Consider the following 25,941-nt stretch of genomic DNA (forward strand, 5'->3'; position numbering starts at 1 on the left):
TGCCAAAACATCACGATCGCGTGAGGCAGAGGGAAGCGGCGTCGTTGCAGCGACGCTTTGGTCGCGGGCGACCCCCTCAAGCAAAAAGGCCGGCATCGCCCGGCCTTTTTGCTATTGAAACAGATGTTTAAAACTTAACCTTAACCGAAGCTGAGCCGGCAAGGAGCAGATCGTCGTCATATGTGTAGGTGATGCGATTTGCATTGTCGCCAACACCTGTGAAGGTCGACGACCCGCCGGTCAGGACACCGATCGAGCCACCAAGTCTGACCTCGATCTTGTCGTTCGGCGAATAGGAGATGCCGCTGGCGACGGACCAAGTGTCCGACTGATAGCCGGAGGTCGTCGAGGTTCCACGATCCCAGGTCAGCGAAACCGCGGCCGACAATTGGTCGGTGAACTTGTGAGCTATGCCGCCCGCAACCGTCCAGCCGTCGCGATAAAGCAGGTCGAAGGAAACTGGCGAGGGAGCACCGGTTACAGGGCTGCGAACACCCTGGATCGGAATGATGCCAAGCTTGCTCCATTCCTGCCAGCGGATCGAACCAAACGCCAGCCAGCCGGGCGCTATGCCGCTCTGCAGCTTGAGTTCCACCGCTTGGGGTATTTCGGCCGAGGCGGACACAGGGAACACCCCGGTAGAGCCTGGAACAAGATCCGCCGGAGGGGTGCCCCTGAAACCGGTGGAGTCGACGGTTCCCGACAACTCGTCATATTTGTAGCGCGAAGAGTAGACCAGGCTTGCGCGCAAGGCGATTTCGGGAATTTCATAGGCGGCACCCACGCGCCAAGCCCATGCCTCATCGGAAAGCTGGAATTTGCCAAGGCCGGTATTGCCGAAGGCCAGCAGTGTCTGGCGCGACAGAAATGCATCGACCTCCTGGTAGGAGATCCCGCCAATGAACCGCAGGGCGCCCTTGCCGACATTCACCTTGTAGGAGCAGGTTAGGCCGAAATCATTAGTTTTGACGTAGTATTCGACCGCGGTTGGCGAATAGGCGTTGTTCATTCCGAAGTCTGCTTCCGCGCCATACGGTTCCGTATAGGTCGCAAGGCAATCCACTGGATCAACAATATTGGCCTTTATACCGATGCGCGGCACCGCATAGTCGCCACCAACGTCCACAGACGAAGACGACAGTCCCGAGCCATCCAGGCGCCGCACGTTCTTCAGTGTGCGCTGTGGCGAAACATAGGTGACGCCGGCGTCGAACGAATATGGCGCGGCATCGAACAACTGGTCGATGTTGACACCGCCCCGGTCGAAGCCGCCGGCGTTGCCAACGCCCGACATCAATAGCGAAAAGCACCCCGCCCCCAGCAGCGCTTTCCGACGCAAATTGTTCATGAATGTCCCTCCCCTAGTACGAATGGACTAAGCTAGACCCAATTCGAGTTAACGGCGCAACAACGAATTCTCGATGCGTACATGTACGCCTTCGCCGACCGCATTTCAGACAAAGTGACAGCTCCATTGCAAAGCCGGAAAACGGCTTGTTTGGCTGCAAATCGAGCAAAAACTCGGAAAAACGCACATGGAACGACGCAAAAACCGCCCGTTTTGCGGCAACTGAGCCCATTGTTACATTATGGCAACAATGGGGCTAAAACATTCCGTTTACGTCAAGAATTACGCTGCGGAATGCCTATTTTTCGTGCAGGAAGCCGCCCGAAAAGCGCGTTCGCAGGACTCGCGAATCCTGAGCATCAGGCGCCCAAGAAGCGGAGGCCGGTTTGGCAAATCCGCTCCTCCGCCAATTCGGTTCTCAAATTCCACAGATGGGTCAACCGGCTTCGCGCACGCGTGTCAGCGCCACCGAAAGCTTCTCTTGCGCCTCGCGATACTCGGCGAGTTTTTCGCGCTCGGCTTCGACGACATCTTCCGGCGCGTTGGCGACGAATTTGTCGTTGGACAGCTTCTTGTGCAGGCGGGCAATCTCTTCGGTCACCTTGACCAGTTCCTTCTGCAGCCGCGCCGCCTCGGCGGCAAGGTCGATCAGGCTGCCGAGCGGCAGGCAGATGGTGGCCTCGTTGAGCACGATCTGGGCGGAGCCCTTGGGCGCCGTATCGACAAGCGAGATGTCGCCGACCCGCGCCAGTCGCTTGACGGCCGATGCCTGACGCTCAAGCCTTTCGCGGGTTGCGGTATTGGCGCCGATCACCATCAGCGGCGCGATCGCCGCCGGCGGCACGTTCATTTCCGAACGCACGGAACGGATGCCTGAGACCAGGTCGATCAGCCAGTTGATGTCGGCGGCCGCTGCCTCGTCCTCGAAGTCGGGCGACGGCCACGCGGCATGGCAAAGCAGCGACGGCCGTTCCTTGCCCTCACCCGATGTCTCAGCCCACAGCTCTTCGGTCATGAACGGCATCATCGGATGCAGCAACTTGTAGATCTCGTCGAGCACGAAGGCGACGCAAGCCCGGCTCTCGGCCTTGGCAGCCTCGTCCGCGCCCATGAAGACCGGTTTCAACAGTTCCAGGTACCAGTCGCAGAACAGGTTCCAGACGAAGCGGTAGGCAGCAGTCGCAGCCTCGTTGAACCGGTATGAAGTGATGCCATCGGTGATTTCGCGCGCCGCGCGTGTCAGTTCGGTCAGGATCCAGCGGTTGACCGCCAGCTTGGCGTCGTTCAGCCAGAAATCGTCGTTTCTCGCGACGTCGTTCATCTCGGCAAAACGCGTCGCGTTCCACAGCTTGGTGCCAAAATTGCGGTAGCCGGCGATACGAGCCGGATCGAGCTTCACGTCACGCCCTTGCGCGGCCATCACCGTCAGCGTGAAGCGCAGTGCGTCGGCGCCATATTCGTCGATGAGATCGAGCGGGTCGATGACGTTGCCTTTCGACTTCGACATCTTCTGCCCGTTCTTGTCGCGCACCAGCGCATGGACATAGACGGTGTGGAACGGCTCCTCTCCCATGAAATGCAGGCCCATCATCATCATGCGAGCGACCCAGAAGAAGATGATATCGAAGCCGGTTACCAGCACGTCGGTCTGGTAGTAGGTCTTCAGCTCCGGCGTCGGGTCCGGCCAGCCGAGCGTCGAGAACGGCCACAGCGCCGACGAGAACCATGTGTCGAGCACATCCTCGTCGCGGATCAGGATCTCGCCCGGCTTGAAATTCTCGAGTTTGTCCTCGACCCAGGCCTTCCACGGCCCTTCCAGCGCCAGATAATATTCGATTGCGGCGGCGAGCGCCTCCTCCTCGGTCTTCTCGACGAAGATGCGGCCGTCCGGCCCGTACCAGGCCGGGATCTGGTGTCCCCACCAGAGCTGGCGCGAAATGCACCAGGGCTGGATGTTCTCCATCCAGTCGAAATAAGTCTTCTCCCAGTTTTTCGGCACGAACCTGGTGCGGCCCTCGCGCACCGAGGCGATCGCCGGCTTGGCAAGTTCCGCCGCGTTCGCATACCATTGTTCGGTCAGGAACGGTTCGATCGGCACGCCGCCGCGATCGCCATGCGGCACGGCATGGCGATGCGGCTCGACCTTTTCGAGGAAGCCACCCGCCTCCATCAGTTCGACGATCTTCTTGCGCGCGACGAAACGATCGAGGCCGTTGAGCTCATCCCAAACGGCCTGACGCTCGGGCGTTACCTCCAGCCCGGCGAGAAAGTCGTCATTGTCGGTGAGGGCGACCGCCGCCTCGACGGTGAGGATATTGATGGCCGGCAGCTTGTGGCGCCTGCCGACCTCAAAATCGTTGAAGTCGTGCGCCGGCGTGATCTTGACCGCGCCGCTGCCTTTCTCCGGATCGGAATATTGGTCCGCCACCACCGGGATCTTGCGGCCGACGATCGGCAGGACGAGGTTCCTGCCGAGCAGATGCCGAAAACGCTCGTCGTCGGGATGCACCGCCACCGCCGTATCGCCCAGCATCGTCTCGGGCCGCGTCGTCGCCACGGTGATAAAGGTTTTTGGATTTTCCGGATCGAAAACCTCGCCCTCGACGGGGTAGCGGAAATGCCAGAGATTGCCGTTGACCTCCTGCTGTTCGACCTCGAGGTCGGAAATCGCAGTCAACAGTTTCGGGTCCCAGTTCACAAGGCGCTTGTCCTTGTAGATCAGGCCTTCCTTGTAGAGGGTGACAAACACTTCGAGCACCGCCCTGGACAGACCCTCGTCCATGGTGAAACGCTCTCGGCTCCAGTCGGCCGAGGCCCCCAGCCGCTTCAGCTGGTTGAAGATCGCGCCGCCGGATTCGGCCTTCCACTCCCAGACCTTCTCGATGAACTCATCGCGCGTCAGGTCGCGTCGGTGGATCTGCTTCTCCATAAGCTGGCGCTCGACCACCATCTGGGTGGCGATGCCGGCGTGGTCCATGCCGGGCTGCCACAGCACGTTCTTGCCGCGCATGCGCTCGAAGCGTACCAGAATGTCCTGCAGCGTGTCGTTGAGCGCATGGCCCATATGCAGCGAGCCGGTGACGTTCGGCGGCGGGATGACGATGGTGAAGGCTTCCGCGCCCTCCTCGGCGCCTGCGCCGGCACGAAACGCGTCGGCCTCCTCCCAGACTTTGGCGATCTTCGGCTCGACGATCTTTGCGTCGTAGGTTTTTTCGAGCATGGGAAGGCGTCCGGGCTGTCGGGTTTTTGCTGGTCCGGTGTAAATCGGAAGGTTTTGGCCAAGTCAACCGCAAGCAAGCGGCAGACGGCCATGCCAGCAAATAGCGCCTGGGCAGATCGGGGCAACTTGCAGGAGTGAGCGTCGCAGGGCAATCGCTTAGAGGTTTGCGCTGCCCCTCATTGCCCTGCCAAGCATTTCTCCCCGTATAGTGACGGGGAGAAAGACACATCGCAAAAGATTTCGCCAATTTCCAGCGTTGCAGAAAGTGCGCCAAGGTAGCGGCCAGCCCTTCTTCCCGTCCCTATACGGGGAGAAGATGCCGGCAGGCAGATGAGGGGCGGCGCCGACTTCGGCGATTTGCCGGTTACTGCGCGCCGCGCGCTACGCGTTCGATTTCTTCGCGCACCAGCCGCTCGACCAACGTCGGCAGATTGTTGTCCAGCCAGTCCTGCAGCATGGGCCTCAGCATCTCCTCGGCCATCTCGTCGAAGGTTTTCTTGCTGCGGCTGGCGAACGCATCGGAAAGCTCGCCGAAGGCGGCGGCAACTTGCCGGCCGGTATGTTCGGAAAGGATCGCCGGACGAGCGGACGGTGCCTCGCTCGTCGCCGAGCGCGCCAACCCGCTTCGCGGCGGGACCGGCTCGAAAGCAGGTTCGGCCGCGTCCTCGATAATTTCGGCCTTCGGTTCGGCATCCGGCGTCTGTCTCAGATCAGCCCTGTCTGGGGCCCTGTCCGGCCTGGCCACGGTCTTCGCTTCGCTAATTGCGGCGATATCACGGCGCCACCCGGCAACGATACTGTCGGTCGTCTCCGCAACCCTTGCCGTCGCAGGCGCATCCGGCTCCGGCTTGGCGGCCGGGGCCGCTTCGGCCGCGACCCTGTCACCAGCAAGCGTCACGGGCGATTTGACCGGAGCCGAATCGGAACGCACCGGCGGCCCGACGCGCGCGATGACAGGCTCGACGGCCGACGGTTGCGCCTGCACCTCGGTCAGCGTGGCCGACCTCCTGGCGTCGAATCCCGGACGCAACTCGGCGCGAAACGCGCCTGCCTCCGGCGGAGCCCCGCCTGCGGCCGGTGCCGGCACAGCTGCCGCCGGTGCCGGCACAGCTGCCGCCGGTGCCGGCACGGCTACCGCCGGTGCCGACACGGCTACCGACGTCAGATCCTGCAGCAGGTCGTCCGTATCGTCCGGCTGCTTGCGGCCGGTGTCGTTGTCCTCGATGATCCTCCTGATGGAAGCCAGTATCTCCTCCATGGAAGGTTCGCGCTGTACGCTGCTTGCCGTCGCCATCGTCACATCCGCCGCCCTTGTGACTCGTTGCAGATTTCCTGTCCGGCCCAAGCCGGATTCGAATCATGGCAACAGCGTAACCCACGGATCGCCTTACGAGAATCCCAAATCTGAGGGCATGTTGGATTTCAACAGATTAGAGCCCGCGCGACCTTTTGGACGCGCGGGCTCTAAATAGCTTGAAACTGGACGGAAGTTGAAACTGGTGAAGGGATCAGCGGCCGTCTGGCGTGCGCAGGCCGAACCACTTGTCCTTGACCGCATTGTAATGTTCTTCGGGCTTGTATTTCACTACCCGAAGGGCGAGACGCTCGACCGAAAGATGACCGATAGCCGACAGGATGGCATAGCTCGCCACCACCAAATCGCGTTCGGCGCCGGCCTGGTTGATCTTGGCGGTGATGAGCGTGGCCTGGGCGTTGAGGACGTCGAGCGTGGTGCGCTGGCCGACATTGCGCTCCTCGATGACGCCGCTCAGGGCAAGCTGTGCGGCGGCGATCACCTGCCTGTTGGCCACCACGGTTTGCTGAGCGGCGGTATATTGCGTCCACGCCGAGGTCACGGCCTGCCGCACAGTGTCGCGGCTGACATCGACCTCGATCCGGGCCTGGCTGAGCGATTCCTTGTTCTGACGCACTATCGCCGACGTCCGCCCGCCCGAATAGATCGGTATGGTCAAGGTGGCGCCGATGCTGGCCGAATTGGTTGTGCCGTCCTCCCCCGTACCGGCGGAGCCCGGAGCCGTTCTGCGATAGGCGCTGGAAACGCCGGCGGAAGCCGAAAGCTGCGGCAGCAGCGCGCCTTCGGCCGATTTCACCGAAAACGCGGCCGCGTCGACCAGGTGCTGGGTGGCGAGGATGGCCGGGTGCTCGATGGATGCAATCGCGATAGCCGCATCGAGGTTCGACGGCAACAGCTTCGTCAGCGGCGAAGCGGCCCTGAGCCTGCCTGGCTCGTCGCCGACGATCTGGCGGTAGGTCGCAGCGCTCGCCAGCACCTGCGCGCGGGCGGCCGCCAGTTCCGCCACAGCGGAGGAGCGCTCAGCATCGGCCTGCGCAACGTCGGTGCGCGTGCCTTCGCCGACCTCGAAGCGCGAACGCGCGGCGCGCGCCTGCTCGGTCAGGAACTGCAGGTTTTGCTCCGTCAGCACCGCCACTTGGCGGTCGCGAATCACGTCCATATAGGCGCTTGCCGCATTGAACAGAATATTCTCTTCGGTGTTGCGCAGGCTCTCGAACGAGGCGCGGACCTGCGCTTCGGCGGCGGCGACGTTGTTCCTGGTCTGGAAGCCGTCGAACAGGGTCTGGTCGATCTGGACGCCGAAGTTGCCGGTGGTTAACGAAAGGTCTCGACCCGGCCCGCTACGGGGGTCGAAATGGCTTCTGGAGAAGTCGATGTTCGCGGAACCGGTGATGGTCGGGCGCCAGCCGGACTTGGCGATGGCAACGCCCTCATCGGTGACGCGGACGCCGGCGCGGGCCGAATTGAGCTGGGAATTGTTCTGATAGGCTTTTGAAAGTGCACCGAGAATGGTTTCCGCCGAGGCGCCTAGCGGAGAAAGCGCGGTCGCCGAGAAGAGGACGGCGGCAAAAAGACTCTTTCGTAAAGACGGCACGTTATTCCCTCATTCGTTTTGCATGGGAACCACACCGCGCCGGCTTCTCCCATTCGAGCAGCCGGCGCCGTGTGTTTCAGGTTCCCTGCTGTCTGCCCCCAAAAGAACACCCCGGTTGTGCGGATCAGCAACAATTGTTCAAGCGCAAGCGAACATGACAACGGCTTTGCTGCAAGCCAAAATCACTCAGAACTCGAACGCACGAATACGATCGAATCCCGGTAGTGGCTTAATTGCCGCATTAAAGGCGCCTCTTCCGGTTACGACCCCCCCTGTTTTCAGGAACAATCGGGCCACGCCCGAATTCCCCTGCCCTTCGACGGCGACGAGCCGACCGCCTTCCGCAAGCTGGTCGAGCAGCGGTTCCGGCACTTTCTCGACGCTGCCGCCGATGAAAATGACATCGTAGGGCGCTCCCGCGGTATGGCCTTCCGGCAGCGGTCCCTTGACCACGCTGACATTGTCGCAGCCCAGCGCCGAAAGCGTCGACATCGCGGTCTCGGCCAATGCCGGATCGCTTTCCAGCGCAACGATGGACTTTGCCAGCCGCGACAGGATCGCCGCGGCATAGCCGGTGCCGCAGCCGATATCGAGCGCCGAATCGCCAGGGCCGATCTCGGCCAGTTGCATCAGCTTGGCCAGCGGCGAAGGCTCCATGAGATAGCGCGGGCCGTCCGCGGTATTGGCAATGCGGATGTCCTCGTCGATATAGGCCAGATCGCGCTGATCGGGAGCGACAAAGGCCTCGCGCGGCACGACAAGCATCGCCTCGAGCAGCGGCGCGCTGGTTACGTCGGTGGTGCGGACCTGGCCGTCGACCATCTTTACTCGACGTTCGGCAAAATCAGCGCTCATGTTCCAACCAATCCGCCCAAGACCAACCTGTTCAAGATCAATCCGCCCAAGATCGATCCGCTTTGCCGCGCCAAGACCGCGGCTCATGTCGACTGGAACCCCCTGGCGCTGGTGCGCGGGAGCTTGGGCAACTGGAGGCCTCGCCCGGAATCGAACCGGGGTGCAAGGATTTGCAGTCCTCTGCGTAACCACTCCGCCACGAGGCCTCATTGCTCCCGGCGTTCCACCCGGTTCCAATAGGTTGCGGCGAAAATGCCGTCAAGCGGCCATGGTGCATTCCCGACGGTTTCCCCTCGGCCATGATGCCACGCGTCGAGCCAACGACATGCATGCTCCGAGAACCGGAACGCAACGGAGGTTAGAGCGCTGCGCTTCCAATGGACGCGCGGCGCCGTAGGTAAGCGCAGAACCGCCATCATCTGGCCGTCGGAGCAGAATTTCCAAACAAGGCTCTCAGCCAGTCCGGGCATTTAGCCAGCTGAGTCGAGCCGGAAAGACGCCTTCGCAGGGCTTGCCGGCTTGCGAAGTCGGTACAGCCGTCAGTTCGGCCGCCGCCGCCGTTCCCACCACACGACGAGGCGGCGCCGGTGGCGACGCACCACGGCAAACTCGTAGGAGAGCACCAGCAATCCGATCGGCACCATCCAGAAGCCCAGGATCGGCAGAAAGCCGAGAATGCCGCCGAAGATCAGCACGACACCGATTGCAATCCTGAGGCCGCGCGAGCGCGGCATGGTGAACTCACGGCCGAAGACCGATATTTTCCGCGCCGGTGGGTGGTTGTGGCTTGCTGCGCTCATGTCTGGTCAGTGGTCCGTTCGGGCAAAGTAAAAAGCATCAGCTGACGAAAGCCGCAACCGCCTTTTCGGTTCCGCGCACCCCGCCAGACGGCTCATATGAGGACGCGCGCACATGATTGCCAGAAATCGTGGCGCGAAAAAGCGCCGAAAAATACGAAATGCTTCTTTGCAAAGCCGAAACGGGTTTGCTATAGGCTGCGCCACTCACATGAGAGCCTCTGTTCCCCGGTAGCTCAGTGGTAGAGCAACCGGCTGTTAACCGGTTGGTCGCTGGTTCGAATCCGGCCCGGGGAGCCAACAATTTCAAAGACTTAGCTGCCAATCGCAAACTTCGCTGAAAAGGCGAATCGTCACCAGGGCAACATCTGGGGCAACATCTGCACGAATCATGGCTGGCGACACATGAGCTCTCTTCCACCAGCAAACCCGTCCGCGCTCGGACTTCATATGACGTCCAAACAGTTGGCCGGCCTGCTGGTGTGGCTCGATGAACAGCGGGAAATTGTTGAGAGGGCGTGGATATTCGGGTCGCGGTTCTCAGGGCAGCGGCGTGAAAAGGATACGTCCAATGGGCCGGACATTGACCTTGCAGTCGAACTGCGGATCTTCCCAGACGGCAAACCCGACCTTTGGTTGCACGAATTGCGTCACCGCTTGCGCGAGTTCCTCGACAAGAACGGTGCCGCCCTAGATCTCAGTTCAAAGGAAGGGGACGCCAACTTTGTCCATCTAGAGTTCTGCATTGAGGGGTGGAAGGTCACTGACTATGTGGCCGAGGGCGCGACCCTGATTTACCCCTCGATGGAATGGAAAAAACTGCCACCGTGACACTCCAGGACGGTCTTCTTGCATTTCCGCGCCGTCCTGCGACTATCTGCACGTCTACGCGACGAGGGGGGATAGCAGAATGGCAGAACTTGCCGCATTGGTGTTGGTGATTGCGATCGTCTGGACCGGGTTTTCCGGATTGAGTTGGTACGCGGTCCTTGGCTTGGCCGTCCTCGGAACACTGGTTTATTTCTGGATGCGATCGACTACGACCATCGGGATGTTCCAGCGCGTCGGGGTCGTCCAGTACACCGCTGTGACCTATGCGACGCAGGTTCTTACGTCCGCGATCCTGTTTGCGATCGGCCGCGGCCTCGGGTCTATTTTTTAGGCGGGAGACCGAGATGAGCCGATTTGTCAGCGTCGCATGTGCGCTCTTTGCGGCGTCGTTCCTTTGGGCGGTGCCGACCGTGGCCGGCCAATCATTCTCGTGCTCCTTTGGCAGTGAGCCGGCGTGCCTGGATTACGGCGCCGTCGTCTGCAGGAGCAGTGCGACATGCGTTTCCAAGGATGCCGTCTGCTTCGATTCCTATACCTGCGACTACAAAGGCTTTGTCTGCAAATCGAAGTTCGATATCGCGGTCGACGCCTACGACACGCAACTCAGGAAATACAATCAGCTTGTCGACAAGTTCAATGTGCTGAACTCGGCTTACGAAGAGGTTCAAGCCGAAAAAGCCGCAGCCGTTTCAGAGTTGGAGGCCGCCCAAGCAAAGGCGCGGCGAATGTCGGATTGCATTGAACGGGTCGACACCGTCGAGGGTGCAAAGGCCTGCTACTGATTTGTCATTGCCATTCTGTCCTAGAAAGCCCGCCACCGTGAGGCAGCGGGCTCATTTGGTTTGGTAAACGGTCAGACTTTTCGAAGATGCGGCGCCGGGTCGCCCTCCTGAACCTTCTGCTCGATATTTTTGATCTTTTCGATGAGAGTGCCCACTTCGTCAGTCAAATCCGCCAACTCGGAAATCTGAGCCGTGGTCACGCTTCCTGCGTCCATCGCGGTCTTTATTTCGGCAATGCGCTGACTTATCGCTTGAGAGCGCTCGTAAAGAGCGTCGGCGGCAAACTGCGCGCGGTTGAGTTGCGGATCATCCATTTTTTTTGTCATGCGATTGGTCACCTTTCTTTTAGAGTAGAGTGCAGTACCGCCGGATCAGTGCCGCCCCGCAGGCCCTTCGAGAAATTCGACGAAGGCTTCCTTGATTTTGTCTTTCGGCGCGTGAGCGTAGCACCCCTTCAAAATGTCGGCGGCAATCTTGAGCATATCGGATCGACTTCCGACCAGCTTGGAGACAACGGCGTTTTCGGTGCCGCCGTCATAAGTCGAGCGCTGCAAGACATACAAAGTCAGCCTGAGATTATCCCCCATGAACTGGAGCGTGCCGGCGCCGGTGACGAACGTGTCAGAAACACCGAAGGGTTCAACAGTAGGCACGTTGCTCATAGCCCGTGCTCCCGCTCCAAGAACGTCAGTGCGGACAGCAGAACAGACTCCGCCGAGCGATCAATGAACGCGTCCTCCTCGAAGGCATAGCGGATTGCCTCAGCTACACCGCGAAGCGTCGTTGCTGCCGGTGTGGCCTTCCACAGCCTGTGAGCCGCAGGACCATAGGTCTCTGCAACGAGATCGTCCTCGTTTGCCTGAGTTATGTCGTCAGTTGGGATCGCTCTGAATACCGCTACCTTCGTGCGGTACTCAGCGATCGCGTCGGCGAGTGGGTCAACTCGCTCTATTTCCGTTGAAGCGGCTGACGTGGCGGCCAGGGCGAGCCCCGCCCCTGTCAGGCTAAGCAGGCGGCGTCGGTTGATTGCGGGCATACCTTTGGCGGCAGCCCGAACATGGTTGTTCGGCATTTGCTTTACTCCCTGAAATCGTTAATGCTAAGTACACACATTTCATGCAAGTTTGCGCGAATGTAGTCAACACAAAAAGTGCAACATGGGAACGAGAATGTTAACTTCCGCGCAATGCCGGGCCGCGCGCGCTCTAATCGAATGGTCTCGCGACCAGCTCGCCGCCGCATCCAAGGTCGCTGTGAGGACGATCGTCGATTTCGAGCGCAATGCCCGCGAACCTCGTGAGGTCACTAAGGACGCCCTGTGCCGCGCCCTCGATGCGGCCGGCGTCGAGTTCATCCCCGAGAATGGCGGCGGCGCTGGCGTGAGGCTCAAAAAAGTGATCGACTAAAGGGGGGAATGGACCTTGAAAAAAGTTGGCAAGTTCTTCGTTGCTGCCGGGGGGTTCTTTGGAGCGATATTTGTGCTGCTTTGGTTGACGGGAGGGCCAAGGCATCATCGCCCAATAACAGGGGCCACGTGTGTCGAAGTGATCGACCGCATTTGGGCAAAGGGACTTTCATACCGTCCCACGCCGGCTGAACAATTGGATCTAGATATGTGCGGTAATCCTTAAACTGCCGCGATTGTCGAAATTCAAGCGCGCCTTGCGGGGCCCTGGCATAGCCCTGCTCCAAAGGCGGCTATTTGATAACGGCCGGAAACAGTGGCAGGAGCACGCAGTCCGCCAATAGATCTTTGATTAGTGCCGCCTCGGGTGAATCCGCTGTCGGCACCCCATTGATCAACGCGTGACTTGGATCTGCTTGGAAAGCCCCCTCCGGTTCAAGCGGGTCATGTACAATTGTTAACCCAATGTTTTCTGGGGAGTTTTCTGCGACGTATTCGATAGTGCTGCCAACCTGCAAGCTAGCGAGCTGACCGGTCTTCGCGTAAGTCAGCCTTGCCAAGCACCTAACGCCTTCCACTTGATTTTCGACTGGCTCATCAAAAAATTCGAGCCAGTTGACCGATGGAGCGTCTTTTTCCTGCGGTTTCCTCAGGAAGGCTTCGCCATTCACAACGCCGGCCTCAATATGCCTCGGCGGGATATACCGAAGAATGTGGTGGTCACCGGGTATGGACTTGCCGCTTTCTGGGCTTGCGTCCGTCATGCAGCAATAAGATCGAGCGCTCCGCTCGCTTTGATCTGATCCAGAATATTCGCCTTGGTATCCACGCCTGCAACTCGAGTCACCGAGTCAGCACCGAGACGCTGCTTGAAAATGACAAATTGTATGCTCCCGCCGCCAAGGAACTGAAGGCCGACCTGCTCTCGGAACTTGTTCTTCCAAAGCGCTCGCAAATTGCCGTTATCGTTCAAGAAAAGCGCTGGTCGTTCTGGCTGCGTGTCTCGCACGAAGCTAAGGAAGTCGGCGCACGATGCCACAGAAAAGGGAACCTTATCTAGTTCGGCCTCGACCCTCAGTTGCTGAATTCGCTTCGAAAGATCAACGACCATGCGAACGAACTGGGATTTTGCGACCAACCGATAAGTTTGGCTGTCATCGGTCGTTGCTGAACTCGTGTTCGATTGCTGCGGTGGGCGAGATCGTGCAGGGGCAAGCCCGGAGCCTCGGCTATCGGCCGGCTCATAAAGCGCAGGGGGAGGAGGCGGAGCAAAAGCAGCTGTCGAGCAGATTTCAAACAACATGCAGAATCAATCCTCCTGCCAATAGCTTTGCTGAATATCGTGGTTCGTCATCGTCGTAAAGCAATGGCCAATAGTTTCATGGGCTCGGTCATACCATCGGTCGGCGTCAGACTTGTTCGCCGTGCCCAATGCCCCTATCGCTCGCAGCTCATACACCAAGACGGCCTTGCTCGCGTCCATAGACTTCCGACCGGTCCTCACTACGACGTTCAATGTCAGGTCTGGAGCAAATTTGAAGGCTGTTACGTAGTTAAAATCGGGCGGTTCTTCAACCGTGATTCCCGGCTCTATAAGCGAGAACGATGGAAGAACCCGAGACGTATCCAGCGGATTAGTCCAATAGCTGCTTGGCTCAATTAGATTACTATACGTGAGCTCCGTGACCTGAATATTAACGTTTTCCACCTTGAGCTCAGATCGAATGAACGACACGAAAAGATCAAAATACTGATCGAACAAGCCTTTCACGTTGTCGAAATGGGGATAGGCACCTGCGCGCTTGCGCCAATTGAGAATGAAGGCATTCTTTTGAATCTGGATCAGCAGGGTGCCATCGGCCGATGACAGCCAAAAGCGCGGCATCGGATAGGGCTCGTCAGTTAGACCGAACTGTATCGTCAGGTTTGGGCCAACCAGGGGGAGCGTCAATTCCGGTTGCTGTTGGATGCCGGGAAACTCGCTGCGGACCTGAGACCAGAAAAGCCCGATGTGTTCCGACCGTAGAGGCAGAATGGGCTGGTCAAAATAGGCGCCGATGATCAGCTCATTGATTGGCGGTTTCTTATATTTGGTACGCATCGTGCCCCTTCTGCCGTGCTCCGTCCCACAGCGCGCTTGGTATTGTCGCTGGGGTGACTCCTCTTAAACGAATGGCGTCCTGTCCGCCATACGCTAGCGGATTAGATCGGCGGCATAGACAAACAAACAGCAGAGCCTCACCAGCGCGCGTTTGGGTTGATCGCTGTCCTGCAGCGGGGAAGCGTCCCGCGCGTCCTGGCGGCCGCTTGTGCCGGCGCCGGCACTCAGGCGTTTGCGCACGGTATTGGTTCACGGCGCGAGAATCGCGTCAGGGTCGAGGCCAAGGGCCGTGACTAGCAGGATGGCGTCCGGGTCGTCGCAGTAGACCGCGGGTCGATCAGGAGCAAACCAGCGGGCGAAATAGACCGGGTTTTGCGTCAAGGCGGCGTAGGCCTCGGGCATCTTGCCAGCGTCGATTATCCTCGCCTGCACGACCGATTTCAGAACTGTCTGACGACGTGGCGGCGTTGGCTCTGGGCCGGTGAACTTCTCACCATCGAATGAAAAGCCGGCGAAAACATCGTCGGGAACCTCTGTCCATCCCGGCTCTGGGCCACCTTCGAAATAGGGCAGATCGTACGCGATCGAATCCACCACGCCATCAATGATGCGGGCGTATTTCATGTCGTCCTCCAGAAATTGACGCGGGTGTAGACCTCAGTCCCATAGCTGCCAGCCAATCCGAACCCGGCGGCTTGGGTGGTCACGCATTGGTGTTCGACGCGGTAGGCTTTCCCGGCAACAACAGCGGCCCCGCCAAACGATCGGGTCGACGTGTCACCGGCGCCGGAGCAACGTTCAACCGTCCCGGTCCCAGCCACCGTGCTGTCAGTGACGTTGTAGAAGCGTGTTTGGTGAATGCCCACGTTGCTTGCTGGGGCTGACCACTCGACCCAGCCGGCCACAGTCGGCGTGAACTGGTTTGCCGCAATGGAGACAATCGCGGACGCGTCGCGCACCTCAGTATTCAGGTCGCGCGCGCGCCAAGCACCGGAAGTGAAAGCCCCCCCATCCGTCCCGGAGGATTTCTGATCTTCCATCACCGCATCGGGAGCGCCGCCGACACGAGTCGAGCCGACATAAAAGCCGCCTGAAGCGGTTACCTTGTCGCTGTCATCGATCGTGACGCCCGACGTCTGGGTTGCGCCCTTTGTGCTGTCAAAGCGCGGGACAGTATTGTCAACGGTCGTCGGCGGCCCCTTGGCAAAAACAGCTTGGGCTGCACCATTGCCAACCACTATTCGATCATCGTCAGTATCCCACTGGATATCGCCTTCGGCAGTCGGGGTAGGAGCTGTGCCCTGCTTCAAGGTCATCGTGGCGGATGTGATCGTCGGGCTGGTCAGCGTCTTGTTGATGAGCGTCTGCGGGTCGGTCAGCGTGACGAAGCTGGAATGATCCGTCGCATCAAAGGTAACGGAAATGTCGTCAGTGCCAATCACCGGCTCATCGGTCGTAAATATAAACATCCGGCTGGCATTGACCGTCCCGAGCTGGGTGCGAACCGTCGTGCCCTTCTGCAGGGTGCGGGCGGTGCGGGCATCGGCGGCGCGGAACCATTCGCCTTCGCTTACGGTATAGATGCCGTTCTGCGTGCCGTCGTCCTGGTCCTTGACCAAGATGCGGTCGCCAACCTCAGTCACGATGCCATCGATCGTCAGCAAGCCGCCGGCTTCGACCCCGATCGGGTCGGTCGTGGCAAGGCGGACAGGCTCACGCTCACCCGTCAGGAGTCGAACGGCAGCGGTTGCGGGTCGGGCCATGAAAATGGGTTCCTATCTGGATCTGGCTTGTGCATCGTCCGGCAGGCCCAAGGCGTCGCCGGTGGCGGCCTCGACTCTGTCGAACAGCGTGCGTAGCCAGAAAAGGTTTTGCATCGGGATCAACTGGCGGACGGTGTGCAGATCACTCTGTTTGAAGTCGCCCGCGGCAATCGCGCCCGTTGCCTGGAAGATGTCGGACGCCGCGTCGAGTGTCGGGCCCAGCAGCGCGCCAGGAGCGTTCCGGGTCGCATATCTGGAAATCGGCTTGCCGGTGATCATCGACAGGCCCAGGGTGCCCCGCGTGGCCTTCTCAATGCCTCCATTGGCATCCATCAGCCAGCCGGTGAGGCCTGACCAGTCCAGCGCCTCGACAGCCCAAACCTTTGGATCTTCGGAAGTCTCGCGACCGGCGATCGTTTCCTTCGCCCAGTAGGTCACGGCCCCCAAGCCGAGCGAGAGCAGTACGCCGTTGAGAGTTGCTGCATCCCGCTGCTGGAAACCGGCGAGCATCGTTTTCTGCATGCTGGAGATCGAAAATGACTTGAACTGGCCAACGGTCTTTCCAAGTTCGGTGCTCATCCAGAGCGGTCGATCTTGCCCCGGAGTGACGATCGTGCGGTCAACTTCGCGGACGACAGCGACGCGGAAGGCTTCGCGCGCACCGGCATCGTCCCAGTCACCCGCCTTTGCCAAGAGGATGCCGTTCTGCTCGTCACCGTGCTCGGCGTACTGCTTGACGATGCGTCCGGCGAGATCGGCATCAATGCCCGACGAGGCGAGGTTTCGAATATCCCTCGCTGTTCCCTTGCCTTCGGCGACGCGTTGAGACGCGCGCATGATGTTGGTCATGGTGATCAGGCCGGAAAACTGCTTCAGAGCCGCATTCCACGGCGCCATGAGCGAGACGATGCCGAACCGGGTTGAGAGCGAGGACAGCCCGCGCTCAAACGCGGTGTGGCGCCCGAAATCGTCCGTTATGTCGTAGATGGCCATCGCCCGGCTATCGAGCACCATATCAAGCGCCGTGCCGGCGTCCTTCACTTCCTGAGCGGCAAGCTTGAACGTGCGAAAATTCCGCACCATTGGGATGAAACCATCCCTGAAAGTGCTGGTGAGACCATGGCTGAAGACAACTTTGGCCATGTCCGGGATGGCCGAGATGGTCATGCCGCCAAGAAAGCTGTGTTGGTGGATAGTCATGCGGCTGCCTCCGAGGGGTTCCAGGCGGGGTTTACCGGCTCCTGAAGGCATTCGACCGCGAACGGGAGCAATAGCTCCAAGGCTCCCCGGGTATCCTCGTCCAAGTCTGTATCGGCGGCCTCCTCGACGGGTGCCATCACCTTGTGCAAAGCCTCAATTGCGCTCTCCGGGATGGGAGAAATCGCAGGCGGATTCAACTGGGCGACCAGGTACAGCTTTTCGCCGGTTGTGGACGTGCGCGTTCCAAGAAATATCTTGCAGATGCCCATGAAGCCATCATCGCCCATCGAATTGATGAAGCCGGCATAGGGTCCAATTTCCAGCGGCCTGAGAACAACCGCGATGAGGTCGAATGGCTTGATCTCGCCGGCCGGGTCGACCCACACCCTCGTGTCGTTTGCCATCAATGATCCGAGGCACGCGCCACAGAAATGCAGCTGATACCGCTGGTCAATTCGAAACTGCGGACGATCGTTCATCAGTAAAGTCCTCACGAGAAAATCGAGTTGCCGAATTTTATCGATTTCATGCCCGACGCTAACGTCGAAGCACCCGCAATGAAGCCAGCCGTCTTGGCCTGCTTGCCGCTGAACCGCGAAATGTCCGCCTGCGTCTGGAGGCTGTTCTGGCGAAGCTGCGAGCCGTACTGAATGGCTTTGAGGTCAAGCTGGTTCTGCGCTGCGTTCGCTGCCAGAACCTCCGTTGGCGAGCCTGTCACGGCCACGCCTGATGCGCCGACCTGGGCGCGGGCTTGGGCCTGTAGCAAATCCTGCTTCTTGCGCTCTTGTGCCTGTTCGAACGCGGATGCCTGTTGATCGGCCTGCGCCTGCTGTTCGTAGGCTTTGGCCTGCATATTGGCCATTTGCTGCTGTTGCTGGCCCTGCATGAGGGCGCCGCCGGCAGAAACGACAGTGCCAAGTAAGCCAAGAGCGGCGAAAGTGCACATGATCAGTCCCTCGCCTCTGTCTGATGCCGGAAATCGGCGTTGGACGTGACACCATTGGTTTGCGCCCGAATGCCGGCTCGGTTGTCGAGTGGCCCGCCAAGGCTCAGAAACGACAGCAGCAGCGTGTCCGCCTGCACCGCCGGGCGGCTCAATCGTGCCGGGATAGACGCTCGCGGGCCGGCCATTGCCTCACGGCGAAGGGTTGTCAGGTTGATGCGCAGATCAGGGCGTCGGGCCTTCTCAAACTCGCCATCGGTGCCGATCAGGGATCGCCTGAGAGCATCGCATTCGAACAGTTCGGCGCGCGCCTGCTCAATGAGGCCATAGACCTTTTTCCAGCGCTTCGAGAGTTCGGCCGCTTTCGCCTTGGCATCCTTGCCAAGCGCCTCGATATCAACGGCAGCCTCGTTCCTGGCCGCCTCGATGCGCCTGAGATCGGCGCCCTCGATGGCTTTTTCGTAAAGCGCGATCTCGGAGTTGAGGTCAGCGAGCGCGGCGCGGACTTCAGCCAGATCGCCATCGCCGAAGATGGCCTTGTCCTCGGCCTTCTCCAGTTCGGCCTTGCGAGTGATGGCCGCATTGAGGTCGGTATCGAGCGCGGAAATCACCGCGGCGAACTCGGCAGACGTGCGGGCGGCGTGAAGCGCCTCAGAATGAGCTGACAGCAGCATGGTCATTTTCTTGAACCTTTCGCGGTGCGTGCCTTGGCTTTGGCCACGGCGGCTTTCTGCGCTTTGCGCAACTTTTTCGCATTGACCGGCGCTGAATTCGTGCTTGCGGACATGTTTGCCTCCTTCATCGGGGGTTCATCGGAAACCATTTGTCGAGATTTTCGCCAGCCTCTCTGCAAAGCAGAATGGCCTTGCGCGGATCGGCCCGGCACAAATTGGCAATCGCCGTCAAATTCGGGATCTTGCCGTCCGCATCGCGCTTGAACGGATTGGCGTCGGTGATTGGGGTGTTCATCGGAAATCTCCAAGTGGGTCGGTATAGACAGGCTTCGGCTTCGGGCCGGTGAAGGTTGATCTAGGCCGTCCGTCGGTTTCGTAGGCCTTCTCCAGCGCGCCAGCGGCGGCGTTGATCAGGTCATCGTGCCCGCCCGGCGGATGGTCGATTGAATCCTTCCCTCGGGCAGCAACACGGCGTTCAAGGCCGACAAGCTGCGCAATCATCTTCGGGTGATCGAGCAGGGAAACGAGGCCGGCGTTGATCAGGGGCAGCGTGTCCCGATAGATGTCGGAACGGGTCTTGCCGCTGAGGATGTAGTTGATCCCATGGTGGCGGAATGCCTCGCGCGGCCATTCACCAGCGTAGCGGTCGCCATAAACCGACGTGATCTTGTGAGCTTTCATCAGCAGCGCGAACTCTTCGACCACCGCGGCCGGGTTGAACGGCGGCTTGATCTCGCGGATGGCATCGAGAATGGCGGTCTTGCCCTCGCGGTGAGCAATGCCGAGCGTCATGGCATCGACGGCGCCGCCCGACGGATCGACAAAGGCGGTGTATTCCCATTGCCGTTCGAAAGGCCGCTCGCGCATGCCGAGCTCCACACAGGCGTCCACAGCCTCCCGGTCGACGAAGCTTTGAAGATCGGAACGGAACTGCGCGCCATATTCAGCCGCGGCAACGGCAGCGTCCTCCTCGTACTTCTTGTCGATCTCCTCCTGAGGCACAGAGGGGTTCATGGTGCGAGTCGAGGCTTGCCAGACGAGCGGCGCAGCATCGTGGCCGTAGTGGCGCTGGCGGGCATCCCAGAGCACCCCACGGCGGGCATAGGGCGACGAGGCGCACAAGAGCATCGCATTCGGAATGGTCAGCATGGCAGGCCGCAGAGCGTCCAGAACCTCCTTGTCCGGGCTCGCGCTGTCTTCCGACCGCCAGAAGGCGACCTCGTCGGCAATTGCAGCGGCAAGGGTGTAACCGCGCACGGTGCGGAAGTTGGCGGTAGCAACCTCGATCGTGGTCGAGTTGGTGAGGTCAAAGCTCTCTTGCGCTTCACGCTCGATCATCTTCGCGAGCATGGGGACGCCGTCCATCAGGCCTTTGCAGTACCTCATGATCACCCTGGCTTGCTTCCGATCGGCTGCGATGACGAGGATGGTGGCGCGCTCACCAGGGGCAAGGAATGGGCGATAGTCTCGGAAGGCAGCGAGATAGACAGCCGTCAGCGCCATCATGAACGACTTGCCACCACGACGCCCGATGATCAGCCACGCCTCCTTGGCGGCCACCGTAGGGGCGTGCTGCCGTGCGGTGCAGGCAGTGAAGATTGCCAGCTGCTCGTCAGACATTGGAAGGCCGAACAGCGCGGCAAGGAAGGCACGCCAGGCCTGCCACGTCTCAACGTCGCGGAACCATGGCGCGAACAGCTTGGGATCGTCCAGGGCCTCTATCAGCGTCATGCGGCGTTCGCCTTGCGCTGGAGGTAGGAACCGAGGTCGTTGATATCGTGGGCGACGCGCTTAAGGCCGAGATCGGCGATGATTTGGCGCTGTGACTTGCAGATGCCGGCGAACTCACTCGCGTCGATCGGGTCGCCCGATAACCACGATGCAGCGGCGTCCTCCCGTAAGGCGCCCAGGAAGGCAGCGGAATCGATAAGCTCGCGCTGCATGACGGAAAGGTTGTCACTGCCGCCAAGGTCCGCCGCAAAGGCGTCGCGGCGATCAAGAACGGCACGAGCAGCGCGCGTCCGGCTATCGAGGTCGGCCAAGGTGCGAAGCCTGAGCTTCCCGCCCCCCTTCGTAGGGGCTTCGCCTTCCATCTCGCCGGTATCTGCCTGCACTTTTTCGCCCGCCATGTTGCCCTAATGTTGCCCCGAAACGAAGCAGTCACGCGATAATGTAGCTAAACGCCTTGAAAAGCAAGGGATACAGGCATGTTGATCAACCGGTTGTGAGCCGGTTTTCGCCAAAAACGGCCGATTTTCACCATTCTCAGCCCGGCAGAAAAAACCGTCTCGCGAACGAGTGTCTCACGCGGGTTTGACCGCCCATTTCCAGATTGCTTTTGCCGCACCTGAAATCTGCAACACTTGCCTGCCCCGCCCCACCCCACACCCCTATAAGGGTGGTGGTGAGGCAGTGCATTTGCCGCAGTTGCCGCACCTTGCCGCACTAGTGGGTGAGGCAGTGAGGCAAGCATGGTGGACAAGTTGCCAGTGACGGTCATGCGGGCTCCCCACAGGCATAGAACAGCTTGTTCATCCGCTTGGCATCAGCGCGGGTTTCCAGGATGATGGCGCCGCTATCCTGCCACGTCCGAAGAATGCCCTTGATCTTCGCTCTAGCGGCCTTCTGCTGCCCGGTTCGCTCACTTGCCTTTCTGCCGGCGCCGACATCGAGGTCAAGGACAGTAGCCACGGCATTGCCGCCCCATTCCGGCGATTGCTCGCTTTCCCTGTAGTCGCTGCTGGCAAAGAGTGCCTGGACGCGGCGAAGATGATCCGGCGTCACGTCATCAAACGGATTGGGCGGGGTCCACTTGTCCACAGCAGCAACATTGTCGCCATTGGCCAGCGGCACGGACACAAGCTGATACCAGTCTCGCTTGTCTGCCGGCGGCGCCATGTTCTGCTTGTCGGCCAGCATGAAGAAAAATCGGCGCGCCTCATCCACACCAAGCCGCGTTGCTTCCTCTTCGGACATGCGGTTGATGACGCGGACAGCCCGGCAACCATCGACAAAGGCGCTGCCGCCCCTGGCACTATCAGCCGATATGGCGTCGCCATTGAGCTTGCGGGAATGGTGCACCAGTTCGACGGAACAGTTGCCGCGACCGGCAACACGGCCCCACGCTTTGACCGCGGCGTCTATCGCGGCGTTGTCATTCTCAGGAAGGCCATGGCTGCTGACGAAGGGATCTATAATCAGCACGTCGATGCCGTTGGCGTCGATCTCGGCAACCAGGGCGTCAATGACCGGCTCGGCCACCGTGATGGCGTCCTTGACCTTGCGGGCGATCACCAGCGGCGTATCTCGCCCCGAATTGACGAACAGCCTGCCGGCGAGGTCATGTGGATTGATGCCGTGATGCACGACGGACGCTGCGAAGCGGCGTTCAACCTCTTCGGTCGGGTCTTCAAGATTCCAGATCCAGGCCTTGAGGGATGCAAGGTCTGGCTTGATCCCGAGAAGGTCGCGCCCCGTCACCATGGACAGCGCTTCAGTCTGCACGACAGACGTCTTCCCCATGCCACCAGGGGCAACCGTGCCGGTGACGTAGCCGCGAATGTAGTGACCACCGAACAACCATCGACGCGGCGGGATGTCGGCCGGCTCGCGCCAGACGAACGGCGCTGCCGCGATCCGCAATTGAGATGGGCTTGGCTTGCCGTCATAATCAACACCACGCCAGGGATCGTCCATGCGCGCCGCGATTGGGTCTGTGTGGCTGTAGTTCATTGGTCAATAAGTCCGTTTCTGCCAGCAGCGGTATTCGCGCGCAGCCTCGATCATCCATTCGGGCACCAGCCCCGACGACGGGTCGCATGGGTTCCACAATCTGCGAGGGTCTGGGTCCTGCGGCACTCGTCGGCCCGCCCATTCGGCCAAAAGCGCGGCAGAACCACCGACCAAGCTGTCGAGCAGCATGCATTCGTAGTCGACGTCATCGAGACGAAACTGCGCGTCGAGCAGGCTGAAGCGAGCCACACGGACAGCGGCAACGACGGCACCCGGAACTGGTTCGTTCGTCATGCCAGCCTCCCGCCGATAGATGCCAGCTCACAGACCAGGCGGGCCATGCATGGCGAGAGATGGAAGCGTGCCGCCACGACAAATGCCGCGAACTCCGTTGCGGATCGGCTGAAGGTCGGGTAGATTGCTGCCAGGTTGCCTTCGGAAGCACCAGTTCGACCGACGCCGTTCCCGACTGCCATCGGGGCGGCGTTTCCATTTTCAGGAGGCCACATTTGCGCCTCCAATCGTCTCAGCAGCGAAACGTGCAAGCAAAGCCGCTTCAGCGCGACCGTGATCTTTCTTGCGGCTGAAATGGATGCTCGATGGCCAGTAGCGAAGCGCTAAAGCGCGGGCCTTCTCCTTGTCACTGTCTAGACGGAAATGCTTTTTCCAGCGACCAGGCGTGACAAGGTGCATCGGGACGTTGAGCGCCTGCACCACGCCGCGAACGACGCCGTAGGCGACGCCGAACTTGAAGGTCGACGAGACGCCCTGTTTCGGCATGGGCCCGACCTGCTCGATGATGGCGACGGTGGGGGCCATTTGCACGATGCGGTGCGCCAATGTGGCCGCGTCGATCTCGCCGCCGGCTAGCGGAACGTCTTCAGCGCCGATCAAATCCGGTCGAGACGGAAAATAGAAGGCAATCGCACCGGACGCTCCGGGATCAATGCCAAGGATGCAAAGCTCTGGCGCGCTCATGCCGCCCTCGCCTTGATGAGGTTTGCTGCGGCGATCGCCATGCACGATTCTTTCGCGCTTAAGCCGAAGCGTTCGCGCAGGAGCGGCACCGCCGGCCTTTCACGCTGGCGAACTGGCGTGGTCGCAAGCCAACGGGCAGCCTCGTCGATCGTCGGATTGTCGTGATGACCAATGCCAGTCATGACGCCACCTCGTCGCGCTGGTCGACACGGGCCTTGATCCACGCATCGATTTCAGATTCGAGGAAAGCGCGACGGCGCGGCGAGAGGTAGACCGGCTGCGGAAAGCGATGTTCCTTGATCAGCCGATCGATGTAGTTGCGGCTGTAGGTGATGCCTTTGGCAGGTAATTCATTGAGAGGGATAAGGGGCATGGGGTGCTTCCTTGTGGCTGCTGCTGATCAAGTACGTTCTACGTACTTATTTAGACAAAAAAACACCTCACCGGAGTACGGCAAGGTATCTATCGAGACGCATTACTTGGCAGCCGCCAGCCTGATCGGTCGCCTTTTGAAGAAAGGCACCAAGGGCTTGCGTCTGCTTTTCTGGTGAGACGGAAGGGTCAACTGCATGAAAGGTGGACGAGAAGGCCGTATGGCCAACGTCGGCGTAGTCAGCCATGTAGGCGGTCATCCTGCCGGCGATGCATTCCTCGAAGATCACGTCGAAACGCTGCATTAGTGTTCGGTAGTGGTCTGCAAGCAGCTTCAACATGCCGATCGAGATCCGCAACTCAGCCCGTCTGGCGATCAGCACCGCGATGATGGCTTCGTTACGGGAAAAACGTCGATGAACTCCAGTGCCTGCCCGTTCTGTCTCGACATCGGCATGGATGACGCCGGCCTCCGCCCACAGCTGCACCGACCGGCGCTTGGAATCGGTGATCTTGGTCAAGTCGGCAAGGCTGTAGTCGGTCATCGAGAAATCATCCATTAAGTACGTAATACGTACTTGTCACGTTCGCCGATGTCAAGGGGTATGGCACGGCTTTAGTGGTTCCTTGTGGTTTATGATGCCCTTGGGATCGTAACGACGTTAGAAGCCTTCGCCCTTCCGACAATGGCAGCCAGGGCACCCTCCCATCGCGTCAGCGCGTCCCGCTTGACCTTGAGGCGGTCGGACTGGTTGTACGTTCTGACAAGGGACGTAGGCACGTGCCCGATGACAGCCTCGGCCACTTCGTCCATCACGTCGAGCTCGGACAACCGGGTACGAACCGTTCGGCGGATGTCATGGTTGACCCAGGCAGGCAATTGCGCCTCGGGGTCGTCCTCCAGCATCGCCGCGAGCATGGCTGCATCGATCCGCAGCTTGACCTTGTGCCCGATGGTCACCGGCCCCTCGCCGTCGAGAGAGCAGAGCCAGTTGCACTTCTTGAAGCGCGGCAGCTTGCCGATGATATCAACCGCCTCCGCAGTGAGCGGCACAACATGGTCGCGACCGGACTTGAAGCGCGCCGCCGGCACGGTCAACGTTTTGCGGTCTAAGTCGATCTCGGACCACGACGCCTGCGCAATGTCATTGAGCCGCTGGCCAGTCAGCAGCAGCAGGCGGTACACACTGGCCTCAACAGAGCCCAAGCCCTTCGTCGAGCCGGCTGTGACCGTCCACAGCGCCTTGATCTCGGCATCGGTCAGCACCCTCTCCCGCGATGCCTTCTCGCCGATCGTGGTGCGCACCTTCTTAGCGCGAAACGGCGAGACCTCGATTACCTCGTCATCAACGCACCACGAAAAGAACGTCCCGATTTTCTGTGCCATATTCAGCGCCTGCCGCTGCTTGCCGCGCTCGTTGATCTTCTCCAGCACCGCCATCACGTCGGCGCTGCGAATGTCCCCTACCGCCTTCCCTTGCCACGCTGGCAGGCATTCGCGGTTGAAGTCGCGTTCGTCCTCATCGGCCTTGCGAATGCCATCACGGCGCCGGGCTTTGATGAACCGGTCAAGGATCGTCTCGAAAGACTTGTCGCGCTTCTCTGCCGCTGCACGTGCCGCCGTCTCACGTTCCTCGTCTGCCTTCACGCGGGGGTCAATGCCCTTGGCAATGAGCCCATGCCACTCCCTCGCCTTGATGCGCGCCGCTTCGAGCGTGAGCGCTCCATATTCGCCAAGAGCGCGCCGCGTCGGGTTCGAACTGCCAGGAAAACGGGAGACGAAGATGAATGTCTTCTGTCCCTTGTCGGTCACCCTGATCCCCATGCCAGGAACGATGCCATCCATGATGTCGTAACGCTGGCCAGCCTTCGCGGGCTTAAGTGCCTTCAATCGGTTTTCTGTCAGGTTCTCGCGGGGCATATCGTCCTCGGGGCAACATTGGGGCAACAGGTTTCGTCTGCTGCTTATGTTGCCCTAGTGTGCGCTAATGTGCAATAGCAAAAGCGCATACCCATGATTTACAAGGGATA

General features: G+C 60.2%; 32 protein-coding genes and 2 tRNA genes. 5 read left to right on the forward strand and 29 right to left on the reverse strand.

From position 1 onward, the window contains the following. Positions 1 to 127: 127 nt before the first annotated feature. The 7 genes from AC0L18_RS01895 to AC0L18_RS01925 all read right to left on the reverse strand — a co-directional run bounded on the left by AC0L18_RS01895 (position 128) and on the right by AC0L18_RS01925 (position 9,132). Positions 128 to 1,348 (reverse strand): OmpP1/FadL family transporter, encoded by a 1,221-nt coding sequence (locus AC0L18_RS01895; protein ID WP_473490384.1) that lies wholly within the window; start codon positions 1,346 to 1,348, stop codon positions 128 to 130. A 436-nt stretch (positions 1,349 to 1,784) separates the two neighbouring features. Further along, positions 1,785 to 4,568, reverse strand: a complete 2,784-nt coding sequence (locus AC0L18_RS01900; RefSeq protein ID WP_473490386.1) for a valine--tRNA ligase — start codon at positions 4,566 to 4,568, stop codon at positions 1,785 to 1,787. A gap of 364 nt (positions 4,569 to 4,932) precedes the next feature. Then, the gene (locus tag AC0L18_RS01905) at positions 4,933 to 5,862 is read right to left on the reverse strand and encodes a PopZ family protein (protein WP_473490387.1); all 930 of its coding nucleotides are present in this window, start codon (positions 5,860 to 5,862) and stop codon (positions 4,933 to 4,935) included. Between the two features lie 214 nt (positions 5,863 to 6,076). Continuing rightward, positions 6,077 to 7,477 carry a TolC family outer membrane protein gene (locus tag AC0L18_RS01910; protein WP_473490388.1) on the reverse strand — a complete coding sequence of 467 codons (1,401 nt, stop codon included), beginning with the start codon at positions 7,475 to 7,477 and terminating at the stop codon, positions 6,077 to 6,079. Between the two features lie 186 nt (positions 7,478 to 7,663). Beyond that, the gene (locus tag AC0L18_RS01915) at positions 7,664 to 8,332 is read right to left on the reverse strand and encodes a protein-L-isoaspartate O-methyltransferase family protein (RefSeq protein WP_473490389.1); all 669 of its coding nucleotides are present in this window, start codon (positions 8,330 to 8,332) and stop codon (positions 7,664 to 7,666) included. A 132-nt stretch (positions 8,333 to 8,464) separates the two neighbouring features. Next, positions 8,465 to 8,538: transfer RNA gene (locus tag AC0L18_RS01920), tRNA-Cys, on the reverse strand. A gap of 333 nt (positions 8,539 to 8,871) precedes the next feature. After that, positions 8,872 to 9,132: a hypothetical protein gene (locus AC0L18_RS01925; RefSeq protein ID WP_023802589.1), complete on the reverse strand. Its 261-nt coding sequence runs from the start codon at positions 9,130 to 9,132 to the stop codon at positions 8,872 to 8,874. Between the two features lie 222 nt (positions 9,133 to 9,354). On the opposite strand from AC0L18_RS01925, the gene AC0L18_RS01930 reads away from it, so the two are divergent. The 4 genes from AC0L18_RS01930 (at position 9,355) to AC0L18_RS01945 (ending at position 10,742) form a co-directional block, all read left to right on the forward strand. Then, positions 9,355 to 9,429: transfer RNA gene (locus AC0L18_RS01930), tRNA-Asn, on the forward strand. Positions 9,430 to 9,579: 150 nt separating this feature from the next. Continuing rightward, a complete protein-coding gene (locus AC0L18_RS01935; protein ID WP_473490390.1) occupies positions 9,580 to 9,960 on the forward strand; it encodes a hypothetical protein in 381 nt (126 codons plus the stop codon). A gap of 79 nt (positions 9,961 to 10,039) precedes the next feature. After that, positions 10,040 to 10,291, forward strand: coding sequence for a hypothetical protein (locus AC0L18_RS01940; protein ID WP_473490391.1), 252 nt, complete (start codon positions 10,040 to 10,042; stop codon positions 10,289 to 10,291). Positions 10,292 to 10,304: 13 nt separating this feature from the next. Next, positions 10,305 to 10,742, forward strand: coding sequence for a hypothetical protein (locus AC0L18_RS01945; RefSeq protein WP_473490392.1), 438 nt, complete (start codon positions 10,305 to 10,307; stop codon positions 10,740 to 10,742). 71 nt (positions 10,743 to 10,813) lie between these two features. Here AC0L18_RS01945 and AC0L18_RS01950 read toward each other — a convergent pair whose 3' ends face one another. From AC0L18_RS01950 to AC0L18_RS01960, 3 genes are read right to left on the reverse strand one after another with little or no spacing between them, the layout of a single operon-like run. After that, positions 10,814 to 11,068: a hypothetical protein gene (locus tag AC0L18_RS01950; RefSeq protein ID WP_473490393.1), complete on the reverse strand. Its 255-nt coding sequence runs from the start codon at positions 11,066 to 11,068 to the stop codon at positions 10,814 to 10,816. A gap of 45 nt (positions 11,069 to 11,113) precedes the next feature. After that, complete coding sequence (locus tag AC0L18_RS01955) at positions 11,114 to 11,404, reverse strand: hypothetical protein (RefSeq protein WP_473490394.1); 291 nt, start codon at positions 11,402 to 11,404, stop codon at positions 11,114 to 11,116. Further along, positions 11,401 to 11,814, reverse strand: a complete 414-nt coding sequence (locus AC0L18_RS01960; RefSeq protein WP_473490395.1) for a hypothetical protein — start codon at positions 11,812 to 11,814, stop codon at positions 11,401 to 11,403. The genes AC0L18_RS01955 and AC0L18_RS01960 overlap by 4 nt, the downstream gene beginning before the upstream one ends. A gap of 97 nt (positions 11,815 to 11,911) precedes the next feature. Between AC0L18_RS01960 and AC0L18_RS01965 the strand changes: the two genes are divergently transcribed. After that, positions 11,912 to 12,148 carry a helix-turn-helix domain-containing protein gene (locus tag AC0L18_RS01965; protein WP_473490396.1) on the forward strand — a complete coding sequence of 79 codons (237 nt, stop codon included), beginning with the start codon at positions 11,912 to 11,914 and terminating at the stop codon, positions 12,146 to 12,148. A 292-nt stretch (positions 12,149 to 12,440) separates the two neighbouring features. Here the strand turns inward: AC0L18_RS01965 and AC0L18_RS01970 are convergent, their stop codons facing one another. The 19 genes from AC0L18_RS01970 to AC0L18_RS02060 all read right to left on the reverse strand — a co-directional run bounded on the left by AC0L18_RS01970 (position 12,441) and on the right by AC0L18_RS02060 (position 25,831). Further along, on the reverse strand, positions 12,441 to 12,911 hold the full coding sequence (locus tag AC0L18_RS01970; protein WP_473490397.1) for a hypothetical protein: 471 nt from the start codon (positions 12,909 to 12,911) through the stop codon (positions 12,441 to 12,443). Then, on the reverse strand, positions 12,908 to 13,450 hold the full coding sequence (locus AC0L18_RS01975; protein ID WP_473490398.1) for a hypothetical protein: 543 nt from the start codon (positions 13,448 to 13,450) through the stop codon (positions 12,908 to 12,910). Before AC0L18_RS01975 ends, AC0L18_RS01970 begins: the two co-directional genes overlap by 4 nt. Positions 13,451 to 13,456: 6 nt before the next feature. Then, entirely contained in the window at positions 13,457 to 14,248 is a 792-nt protein-coding gene (locus tag AC0L18_RS01980) for a TIGR04255 family protein (RefSeq protein ID WP_473490399.1), read from the reverse strand. Positions 14,249 to 14,497: 249 nt separating this feature from the next. Then, positions 14,498 to 14,872 (reverse strand): hypothetical protein, encoded by a 375-nt coding sequence (locus AC0L18_RS01985; protein ID WP_473490400.1) that lies wholly within the window; start codon positions 14,870 to 14,872, stop codon positions 14,498 to 14,500. Further along, a complete protein-coding gene (locus tag AC0L18_RS01990; protein WP_473490401.1) occupies positions 14,869 to 16,011 on the reverse strand; it encodes a hypothetical protein in 1,143 nt (380 codons plus the stop codon). Before AC0L18_RS01990 ends, AC0L18_RS01985 begins: the two co-directional genes overlap by 4 nt. A gap of 12 nt (positions 16,012 to 16,023) precedes the next feature. Next, positions 16,024 to 17,178: a hypothetical protein gene (locus tag AC0L18_RS01995; RefSeq protein WP_473490402.1), complete on the reverse strand. Its 1,155-nt coding sequence runs from the start codon at positions 17,176 to 17,178 to the stop codon at positions 16,024 to 16,026. Positions 17,179 to 17,207: 29 nt separating this feature from the next. Continuing rightward, the gene (locus AC0L18_RS02000) at positions 17,208 to 17,690 is read right to left on the reverse strand and encodes a hypothetical protein (protein ID WP_473490403.1); all 483 of its coding nucleotides are present in this window, start codon (positions 17,688 to 17,690) and stop codon (positions 17,208 to 17,210) included. 11 nt (positions 17,691 to 17,701) lie between these two features. Beyond that, positions 17,702 to 18,157 carry a hypothetical protein gene (locus tag AC0L18_RS02005; RefSeq protein ID WP_473490404.1) on the reverse strand — a complete coding sequence of 152 codons (456 nt, stop codon included), beginning with the start codon at positions 18,155 to 18,157 and terminating at the stop codon, positions 17,702 to 17,704. Positions 18,158 to 18,159: 2 nt separating this feature from the next. Next, complete coding sequence (locus tag AC0L18_RS02010) at positions 18,160 to 18,828, reverse strand: hypothetical protein (protein ID WP_473490405.1); 669 nt, start codon at positions 18,826 to 18,828, stop codon at positions 18,160 to 18,162. Positions 18,829 to 18,952: 124 nt separating this feature from the next. Continuing rightward, positions 18,953 to 19,123: a hypothetical protein gene (locus AC0L18_RS02015; RefSeq protein ID WP_473490406.1), complete on the reverse strand. Its 171-nt coding sequence runs from the start codon at positions 19,121 to 19,123 to the stop codon at positions 18,953 to 18,955. Continuing rightward, positions 19,120 to 20,559: a hypothetical protein gene (locus AC0L18_RS02020; RefSeq protein WP_473490407.1), complete on the reverse strand. Its 1,440-nt coding sequence runs from the start codon at positions 20,557 to 20,559 to the stop codon at positions 19,120 to 19,122. The genes AC0L18_RS02015 and AC0L18_RS02020 overlap by 4 nt, the downstream gene beginning before the upstream one ends. After that, positions 20,556 to 20,957: a hypothetical protein gene (locus AC0L18_RS02025; RefSeq protein WP_473490408.1), complete on the reverse strand. Its 402-nt coding sequence runs from the start codon at positions 20,955 to 20,957 to the stop codon at positions 20,556 to 20,558. Before AC0L18_RS02025 ends, AC0L18_RS02020 begins: the two co-directional genes overlap by 4 nt. Positions 20,958 to 21,324: 367 nt before the next feature. After that, complete coding sequence (locus tag AC0L18_RS02030) at positions 21,325 to 22,560, reverse strand: AAA family ATPase (protein WP_473490409.1); 1,236 nt, start codon at positions 22,558 to 22,560, stop codon at positions 21,325 to 21,327. 3 nt (positions 22,561 to 22,563) lie between these two features. Then, complete coding sequence (locus AC0L18_RS02035; protein WP_473490410.1) at positions 22,564 to 22,854, reverse strand: hypothetical protein; 291 nt, start codon at positions 22,852 to 22,854, stop codon at positions 22,564 to 22,566. 201 nt (positions 22,855 to 23,055) lie between these two features. Continuing rightward, complete coding sequence (locus AC0L18_RS02040) at positions 23,056 to 23,583, reverse strand: hypothetical protein (protein WP_473490411.1); 528 nt, start codon at positions 23,581 to 23,583, stop codon at positions 23,056 to 23,058. Further along, positions 23,535 to 23,720, reverse strand: coding sequence for a hypothetical protein (locus AC0L18_RS02045; protein ID WP_473490412.1), 186 nt, complete (start codon positions 23,718 to 23,720; stop codon positions 23,535 to 23,537). The genes AC0L18_RS02040 and AC0L18_RS02045 overlap by 49 nt, the downstream gene beginning before the upstream one ends. Continuing rightward, on the reverse strand, positions 23,717 to 23,911 hold the full coding sequence (locus AC0L18_RS02050; protein WP_473490413.1) for a helix-turn-helix transcriptional regulator: 195 nt from the start codon (positions 23,909 to 23,911) through the stop codon (positions 23,717 to 23,719). The genes AC0L18_RS02045 and AC0L18_RS02050 overlap by 4 nt, the downstream gene beginning before the upstream one ends. A gap of 67 nt (positions 23,912 to 23,978) precedes the next feature. Further along, a complete protein-coding gene (locus AC0L18_RS02055; RefSeq protein ID WP_473490414.1) occupies positions 23,979 to 24,455 on the reverse strand; it encodes a hypothetical protein in 477 nt (158 codons plus the stop codon). Positions 24,456 to 24,544: 89 nt separating this feature from the next. After that, positions 24,545 to 25,831: a tyrosine-type recombinase/integrase gene (locus AC0L18_RS02060; RefSeq protein WP_473490415.1), complete on the reverse strand. Its 1,287-nt coding sequence runs from the start codon at positions 25,829 to 25,831 to the stop codon at positions 24,545 to 24,547. Between the last annotated feature and the right edge of the window lie 110 nt (positions 25,832 to 25,941).

It is taken from the genome of Mesorhizobium sp. WSM4819 (assembly GCF_055811215.1).